The sequence below is a fragment of the Halorhodospira neutriphila genome, assembly GCF_016584055.1.
GTDB classification, from domain to species: Bacteria; Pseudomonadota; Gammaproteobacteria; order Nitrococcales; family Halorhodospiraceae; genus Halorhodospira; species Halorhodospira neutriphila.
This window is the reverse complement of sequence record NZ_NRSH01000104.1, coordinates 1-7,809: the sequence shown is the minus strand read 5'-3', so window position 1 is coordinate 7,809 and position 7,809 is coordinate 1. Positions and strand designations below refer to the sequence as shown.

Genomic DNA, 7,809 nt, shown 5'->3' with positions numbered 1-7,809 from the left:
CGTAGCGCAGGCTCGTGACCACGGCCCCGGCGTCCTCGACCCGGCCAACGCCGAGGCCGTGGTCACGAGCCTGCGCTACGCCGCCGAGCTCGCCCTGGAGGGGACGGTCGACGCCGTGGTCACGGCCCCGGTGCACAAGGGCGTCATCAACGACGCCGGGTTCGCCTTCTCCGGGCACACCGAGCTGCTCGCCGAGCTCACCGGCACCGCGACGCCGGTGATGATGCTCGTCGCCGGCGAGCTGCGCGTGGCCCTGGCGACGACCCACCTGCCGCTGCGCGCCGTCCCCGACGCGCTGACCGAGGCGCGCCTGGAGGCCGTCGCCACCGCCCTGCACCACGACCTGGTCGACAAGTTCGCCATCGCCGCGCCGCGCATCCTGGTCACCGGGCTCAACCCCCACGCCGGCGAGGGCGGCCACCTCGGCCGCGAGGAGATCGAGCTCATCGAGCCGGTGCTCGAGCGCCTCAACGCCGCCGGCCTGCAGCTCGCCGGGCCGGTCCCGGCGGACACCGCCTTCACGCCGGCCTCCCTCGAGGGCGTCGACGCCGTGCTCGCCATGTACCACGACCAGGGGCTGCCGGTGCTCAAGTACGCCGGCTTCGGCCGCGCCGTGAACGTCACCCTGGGCCTGCCCATCGTGCGCACCTCGGTGGACCACGGCACGGCGCTGGAGCTCGCCGGCACGGGCCGGGCCGACGGCGGCAGCCTGCGGGAGGCCATCGACCTCGCCGCCGAGCTGGCCATCCGCCGCCAGCACCGCTGCGGGCCCCGGAGCGGCTGACCGCCTCCCCCTCAGGCCGGCCGGGGCTGCTCCGCGGCGGCGTCGGCGAGGCGCACGAACTCGGCCACCGACAGCGTCTCGGCCCGGGCCCCGGCGTCCACCCCCGCCGCCTCGATCGCCGCCGGCGAGAGCCAGCGGCGCAGGCTGTTGCGCAGGGTCTTGCGCCGCGCGGCGAAGGCGGCGGCGACGAGCCCCTGCAGCACCCCCTCGTCGCGGGCCGCCACGGGCAGCGGGCGGTGCGGCGTCAGGCGCACGAACGAGGAGATCACCTTCGGCGCCGGGAAGAAGGCGCCGGCGGGGACGTTGAAGCAGCGCTCGACGGCGCAGCGGTACTGGACCATCACCGACAGCCGGCCGCGGACCCGGCTGCCCGGCGGCGCCGCCATGCGCTCGACCACCTCGCGCTGGAGCAGCAGGTGCAGATCCTCGATGCGCTCCGCCGCCGCGAGCAGGTGGAAGAGGATCGGCGTGGAGACGTTGTAGGGCAGGTTCCCCGCCACCCGGAGGCGGCCCTCGGCGGGCGCGAGGGCCGCCAGGTCGAGGGTCGTGGCGTCGCCCTCGATCACCGTCAGCCCCGGGCCGAGGCGCTCGCGCAGCGCCGCGGCGAGGTCGCGGTCGAGCTCCACCGCCGTCAGGGCGCCGAGGCGCTCGAGCAGCGGGGCGGTCAGCGCCCCCTCGCCGGGGCCGATCTCGAGCAGCGCCTGCCCCGGCCGCGGGGCGATGGCGGTGACCATGCGCTGCACGATCGCCGGATCGCGCAGGAAGTTCTGGCCGAAGCGCCGCCGCGGCCGGTGGCTCAAGCGAGCCGCTCCCGGGCCGCCTGGGCCTGGGCGCGGACCTGCGCCGGGGCCGTGCCGCCGACGTGGTCGCGGGCGGCCACCGAGCCGTCGAGGGTGAGCACCGCGTAGACGTCCTCGCCGATGGCCGGCGAGAACTGCTGCAGCTCCTCGAGCCCGAGCTCGGGCAGATCCCGGCCGGCCTCCACGGCGTAGCGCACCGCCCGGCCGACGACCTCGTGGGCGTCGCGGAAGGCCACGCCCTGGCGGACCAGGTAGTCGGCCAGGTCCGTGGCGGTGGCGAAGCCGGCCCGGGCCGCCTCGCGGCAGCGATCGCGGTGGACGCTCAGCGCCGGGACCATGTCGGCGAAGGCGGTCAGCGCGTCGCGCAGGGTGTCGACGGCGTCGAACAGCGGCTCCTTGTCCTCCTGGTTGTCGCGGTTGTAGGCGAGCGGCTGGCCCTTCATCAGCGTCAGCAGCTGCACCAGGTCGCCCTGGGCGCGGGCGGCCTTGCCGCGCACCAGCTCGGCGACGTCCGGGTTCTTCTTCTGCGGCATGATCGACGAGCCGGTGCAGAAGCGGTCCGGCAGCTCGATGAAGCCGAACTGCGGCGAGGCCCAGAGCACCAGCTCCTCGGCCATGCGCGAGAGGTGGGTCATGCACAGGCTCGCCGCGGCGCAGAACTCGATGGCGAAGTCGCGGTCGCTGACCGAGTCGAGGGAGTTGCGGGTCGGCGCGTCGAAGCCCAGCGCCGCCGCCGTGGCCTCGCGGTCGATGGGGAAGGAGGTCCCGGCCAGGGCGGCGGCGCCGAGCGGGCACTGGTTGAGCCGCCGGCGGCAGTCGGCGAGCCGCTCCCGGTCGCGCTCGAGCATCTCCTGCCAGGCGAGCATGTGGTGGCCGAAGGTCACCGGCTGCGCCACCTGCAGGTGGGTGAAGCCGGGCATGACGGTCTCGGCCTCGCGCTCGGCGAGCTCGAGCAGCCCGTGCTGGAAGCGCGCCAGCTCGTCGCGGACGGTGTCGATGGCGTCGCGCAGGAACAGCCGCACGTCGGTGGCGATCTGGTCGTTGCGCGAGCGCCCGGTGTGCAGCTTCTTGCCCGCCTCGCCGATGCGCTCGGTCAGCCGGTGCTCGATGTTCATGTGGACGTCCTCGAGCCTCGGCGACCAGGGGAAGCGGCCCTCGACCACCTCCTCGCGGATCCCCGCCAGCCCCTGGAGGATGGCGTCGCGCTCGGCCTCGGTGAGCACGCCGCGCTCGGCGAGCATGCGGGCGTGGGCCTCGGAGCCCTGGATATCGTAGAGGGCGAGGCGGGCGTCGAAGTGGACCGAGGCGGAGAAGCGCTCGACGAAGGCGTCGGTCGGCTCGCTGAAGCGGCCGGTCCACAGCTGCTGTCCGGGGCTAGGCTCGTTGTCGCTCATCGTGGGGAATCCTGCTCGGCTCGGTTCGCGTCGAAAGCGAGAGTCTCCCGCCGCTAGCGCGGTGTTGCAAGGGCCCGCCCTCCGCCCGGCCGCGACGATTGCCGCCTTGCGCGCCGGCGGCGCAGCTGCGAGGCTCCGGCTTGATTTATCCCAGGCTTTACGCTGACACTTTTGGCACTCCAATGAATCGGGATGGACCGCCATGGCCGCTGATACGCTCCGCATCGCAACCCGCCGCTCGCAGCTCGCCCTCTGGCAGGCCGAGTACGTTGCCGCCGAGCTGCGCCGCCTGCACCCGGGCCTCGAGGTCGAGCTGGTGCCGATGTCCACCCGCGGCGACCAGATCCTCGATCAGCCGCTGACGCAGATCGGCGGCAAGGGGCTGTTCATGAAGGAGCTCGAGGACGGCATGCTGCGCGGCGAGGCGGACCTGGCGGTCCACTCCATGAAGGACATCCCGTGGCGGCTGCCCGACGGCTTCGAGCTGGCGGCGGTCTCCGACCGCGCCGATCCGCGGGACGCCTTCCTCTCGAGCCACTATCGCAGCCTGGACGAGCTGCCCGAGGGCGCCCGGGTGGGCACGGCCAGCCTGCGCCGGCAGTGCCAGATCAAGGACCGCCGCCCGGACCTGGAGATCGACATCCTGCGCGGCAACGTCCAGACCCGGATCGGCAAGCTCGACGACGGCCAGTTCGACGCCATCGTCCTCGCCGCCTCGGGGCTCGACCGGCTCGAGCTCGCCCACCGCATCACCCGGCGGCTGACGCCGGAGGAGAGCCTCCCGGCGGTGGGCCAGGGGGCGCTCGGCATCGAGTGCCGCGAAGGCGACGAGCGCGTCCGCGCCCTCGTCGCGCCCTTCAACGACGCCCACACCGCCACCCGGATCACCGCCGAGCGCGCCATGAACACCCGGCTCGAGGGCAGCTGCCAGGTCCCCATCGCCGGCTACGCGGCCCTCGAGGCCGGCGAGCTGCACCTGCGCGGGCTCGTCGGCGCCGCCGACGGCACCGAGGTCCTGCGCGGCGAGGTCCGCGGCGCCGCCGAGGAGGCCGCCGAGCTCGGCACCCGCCTCGGCGACGAGCTGCTCGGCCGCGGCGCCGACCGCATCCTCCGGGAGCTGGCCCACTCCTGATGGCGGCCCGGCTCGACGGCATCGGGGTCGTGGTCACCCGCCCGGCGCACCAGGCCGAGCCCCTGGCCGGCGCCCTCGAGGCGGCCGGCGCCGAGGTCCTGCGCTTCCCGGCCCTCGCCATCGCCGCCGAGCCCGACGACGAGCCCCACCGCGCGGCACAGCGCCGCGCCGCCGAGGCGGACTGGCTCTACTTCGTCAGCCCCAACGCCGTGGCCTACGGCCTGCCGCGGATCCGCGCCGCCGGCGGGCCGGCCCCCCACACCCGCATCGCGGCGGTGGGCCACGGCACGGCCCGCGCCCTGGGCGAGCACGGCATCGAGGCGGTCCACTACCCCCGCCAGGGCGCCACCAGCGAGGATTTGCTCGCCGAGACGCCGCTTGGCAGTATTCGCTCGGGCCGTGTCATGATAGTTCGCGGCGTCGGCGGCCGGGGGCAGCTCGCCGAGACCCTACGCCGCAATGGCGCGGAGGTCGATTTTCTGGAAGTCTATCGGCGCATCCGCCCGGACACCGATCCGGCCCCGCTGCTCGAGGCCGCTGCGAGCGGGCGCCTCCAGGTGGCGATCGTCACCAGCGGCGAGGTCCTGGGCAACCTGCTCGAGCTCATCGGCGAGCGCGGGCAGCAGTGGCTGGCGCGGGCGGGCCTCGTGACCATCGGCGAGCGCGTCGCGGCCATGGCCGCCCCCTACGCCGGGTACGTCGAGGCGACGCGCACCGCCGCGGAAGAGGAACTGATAGCCGCCGTGGCCCGGGCTGCCGCGGCCGTCCAAGAGATCTCAGGAGTAGGCGACGATGAACGATCCCAATCGTCCGGAGGATAAGAGCCGAGGAGCGCAATCCAGCGAGACGGCCAGCGCCGGCAGCAGCGGCGCCGGGGACGCCTCCTCGCCGGGGGAGGTGGCGGGCGCAGCGCCCGGCACCGGCGAGGGCCAGCGCAGCACCGAGACCGCCGGCAGCGCCGCCGGCTCCGCCACCACCGCCGGCGAGGCCGGCCAGGCCTCCTCCTCCCCGCAGGACGCCGCCGCCTCCTCCTCCAGCAGCGCCAGCAGCACGACCGCCTCCGCCGGGTCCGGCGACAACAGCAGTAGTAGCAGCAGCGGCGAGGCCGCCCAGGAGGGCACGGACAGCAGCAGCGCCTCCTCCGGCCAGGAGGACGGCGGCGGCAGCGGGGGCAGCGGCGACGGCGGCGCCCCGCGGCCGCCCGAGCCGCGCAGCCGCTTCACCCTGTGGTTCGCCATCCTCCTGCTCGCCGGCGGCACCGGCGGGGTCGGCTGGCTGACCTACAATATGCAGCAGGACCTGCGCCAGGCCCGGCAGCAGTTCGAGCGCCTCGACGAGATCAACGCCGAGGTGGAGCAGGCCCTGGGCCGCGTCGAGGAGCAGGCCGAGGCGGCCCAGGCCCAGGACTACGGCGAGGAGCTCCAGGCCCTGCGCAGCCGGCTGGGCGAGGTCGCGTCGCGCAGCGAGTCGACGGCCAGCACCGTGGCGAGCCTCGAGGAGCAGCTCGGCGCCTCCCCGGACGGCCAGCGGCTGAGCGAGCTCCAGTCGCGCCTCGAGTCCACCGCCGAGGCCGTCTCGGCGCTCCAGGAGCGGGTCGCCACGCTCGCCGAGCAGCAGGGCGGCGGCGGCGTCGGCGAGGAGCAGCTGCAGGGGCTGCGGGAGCAGCTCAGCGGCCAGATCGACGAGCTCGCCGCCAGCCAGGAGCAGATCCGCAGCCGGCTCGAGAAGCTCGGCGCCCGCGACCCCGCCGAGGAGCAGAGCTGGGTGAAGGCGGAGGCCGGCTACCTGGCGCAGATCGCCATCGACCGGGTCCGCCACCACCACGACGTCGACTCGGCGCTGGCGGCGCTGCGCGACGCCGATGAGCTCCTCGCCCAGCTCGGCGGCCAGGGGATCGAGGAGCGCAAGGCCGTCGGCCAGGCCATCGACGCCCTGCTCGACTACTCGGGCCCGGAGACCGGGGAGATCCGCCAGCGGATCGTCGCGCAGATCGAGGGGATCGACCAGCTCTCCCTCGGCGCCCGCCCCGACGCCGAGGACGCGCCGCAGCTCCCCGAGCTCCAGGCCGAGGGCGAGAGCGACAGCGGCTGGCAGAAGGCCGCCAACCGGGTCTGGGAGCGCCTGCAGAAGGGCCTCGGCGACCTGGTGCGCATCCAGCGCGAGGGCGACGCCGCGCAATTCCTCCCGCCGGAGCAGCGCTACTTCCTGCGCGAGAACCTCCGGCTGCAGCTCGAGGGCGTGCTCCTGGCGCTGTCGAGCGGCAACCCCGAGGCCTACCGCAGCGGCCTCGAGCGAGCCGCGGCGTGGGTCCAGGACCACTTCGACAGCGAGGATCCCGCCGTGGCCAAGGCCGTCGAGGAGCTGAACGCGCTGGCGGAGGAGCCGATTACGCACGATCCGCCGGAAATCGCCCCTACCCTTGAACCAGTGAAGCCGTTCTGACCATGCGCCGCCTGTTCCTGTACCTCGTCACCCTCGCCGGCGCCGTCGTCGTGGCGCTGTACTTCCACCAGCAGCAGGGCTACATCCTGCTCGCCGCCGGCCCGTGGCGCATCGAGATGAGCCTGCTCTTCTTCGCGGTGCTCCTCGGGCTCGCCATCCTGCTGCTCTTCCTCGCCCTGCGGCTCGGCGGCAAGCTGCTCAGCGTGCCGAGCACGCTGCTGGGCTGGCGCAAGCGCCGCCGCTACGAGGCGGCGCGCACCGAGCTCAACAGCGGCCTGCTGCGCTTCACCGAGGGCGACTTCGCCAGCGCCGAGCAGCAGCTGATGCGCAGCGCCCGGCGCAGCGAGGCGCCGCTGGTCAACTACCTGACCGCCGCCATGGCCGCGCAGCGGCGCGGCTCCCGCGACGCCCGGGACCGCCACCTGAGCGTCGCCGAGGAGGAGTGCCCCCACTCGCGGGTCGCCGTGCACCTGCTCCAGGCCCAGCTGCAGAGCGAGGCCGGGCAGTGGGAGCAGGCCCAGGCCACCCTCAACGCCCTGCTCGACGAGGAGCCCCGGCACCGCCGCGCCCTCGAGCTCATGGTCTCCTGCTGCCGCGCCCTCGGCGACTGGGAGCGCCTCGAGGCCCTGCTGCCGCGCATCGAGCGCCAGGGGATCGTCCCCAAGTCCGAGCAGCAGGAGCTCAACCGCTGGGTGGCGCGCGAGCGCCTCGCCCGCGCCGCCGGCGCGGGGGCCAACGCCCTCGAGAAGGCCTGGAGCGACCTGAGCCGGCCCGTCCGGCGGGATCCGGACGTCATCGGCGTCTACGCCGACGGCCTCATCACCCAGGGCCAGGAGGCCGAGGCCGAGGAGCTCATCCGCCGCCAGCTCCAGAAGAGCTGGGATATCGGCCTGCTCCGGCGCTTCGCCACCCTCCCCGCCGCCTCCGGGCAGGGCTACCTCGAGCGCCTCGGGCAGGTCGAGGAGTGGCTCAAGGGCCGCGGCGACGACCCCGAGCTGCTCTACGTCGCCGGGCTCCTCTCCCTGCGCGCCGAGCGCTGGGACCAGGCCCGGCAGTACCTCCAGGCCGCCGTCGACCAGGCCGCCCGGCCGGAGTTCGTGCGCGCCCTGGCGGCGCTGCAGGAGCGCTGCGGCGACTACGCCGCCGCCCTCGGCAACTACCGGCTCGCCATGGAGCTCGCCGGCCCGGAGGGCGCCGTGCCGGACCTGCCCGGCCTGCCGCAGCCGGGCGCCCCCCGCGCCCGGCTGCGGCAGGCCG

7 protein-coding genes are annotated in these 7,809 nt (G+C 74.8%); 5 read left to right on the top strand and 2 right to left on the bottom strand.

The features are described from left to right. Window positions 1-784: 4-hydroxythreonine-4-phosphate dehydrogenase PdxA (gene pdxA, locus CKO13_RS09115; RefSeq protein ID WP_200259841.1), on the top strand; the 784-nt coding region annotated here is incomplete at its 5' end. Window positions 785-795: 11 nt separating this feature from the next. Here the strand turns inward: pdxA and rsmA are convergent. Both rsmA and argH read right to left on the bottom strand, forming a co-directional pair. Next, the gene (gene rsmA, locus CKO13_RS09110; RefSeq protein WP_200259838.1) at window positions 796-1,584 is read right to left on the bottom strand and encodes a 16S rRNA (adenine(1518)-N(6)/adenine(1519)-N(6))-dimethyltransferase RsmA; all 789 of its coding nucleotides are present in this window, start codon (window positions 1,582-1,584) and stop codon (window positions 796-798) included. Beyond that, on the bottom strand, window positions 1,581-2,978 hold the full coding sequence (gene argH / locus CKO13_RS09105; RefSeq protein WP_200259835.1) for an argininosuccinate lyase: 1,398 nt from the start codon (window positions 2,976-2,978) through the stop codon (window positions 1,581-1,583). Before argH ends, rsmA begins: the two co-directional genes overlap by 4 nt. Before the next feature lie 202 nt (window positions 2,979-3,180). On the opposite strand from argH, the gene hemC reads away from it, so the two are divergent. The 4 genes from hemC to CKO13_RS09085 form a co-directional block, all read left to right on the top strand. Then, complete coding sequence (gene hemC / locus CKO13_RS09100) at window positions 3,181-4,110, top strand: hydroxymethylbilane synthase (RefSeq protein ID WP_200259832.1); 930 nt, start codon at window positions 3,181-3,183, stop codon at window positions 4,108-4,110. Beyond that, entirely contained in the window at window positions 4,110-4,931 is an 822-nt protein-coding gene (locus CKO13_RS09095) for a uroporphyrinogen-III synthase (protein ID WP_200259830.1), read from the top strand. Before hemC ends, CKO13_RS09095 begins: the two co-directional genes overlap by 1 nt. Further along, window positions 4,903-6,552: a uroporphyrinogen-III C-methyltransferase gene (locus CKO13_RS09090; protein WP_200259827.1), complete on the top strand. Its 1,650-nt coding sequence runs from the start codon at window positions 4,903-4,905 to the stop codon at window positions 6,550-6,552. The genes CKO13_RS09095 and CKO13_RS09090 overlap by 29 nt, the downstream gene beginning before the upstream one ends. A 2-nt stretch (window positions 6,553-6,554) precedes the next feature. After that, window positions 6,555-7,809 (top strand): heme biosynthesis HemY N-terminal domain-containing protein (locus tag CKO13_RS09085; RefSeq protein WP_200259824.1); only part of this gene is annotated, 1,255 nt, incomplete at its 3' end.

Bases quoted from the DNA above. Each gene is read 5' to 3' on its own strand.
- CKO13_RS09090 (WP_200259827.1), top strand. From the start codon at position 4,903: ATGAACGATCCCAATCGTCCGGAGGATAAGAGCCGAGGAGCGCAATCC.
- argH (WP_200259835.1), bottom strand. From the start codon at position 2,978: ATGAGCGACAACGAGCCTAGCCCCGGACAGCAGCTGTGGACCGGCCGC.
- hemC (WP_200259832.1), top strand. From the start codon at position 3,181: ATGGCCGCTGATACGCTCCGCATCGCAACCCGCCGCTCGCAGCTCGCC.
- CKO13_RS09095 (WP_200259830.1), top strand. From the start codon at position 4,110: ATGGCGGCCCGGCTCGACGGCATCGGGGTCGTGGTCACCCGCCCGGCG.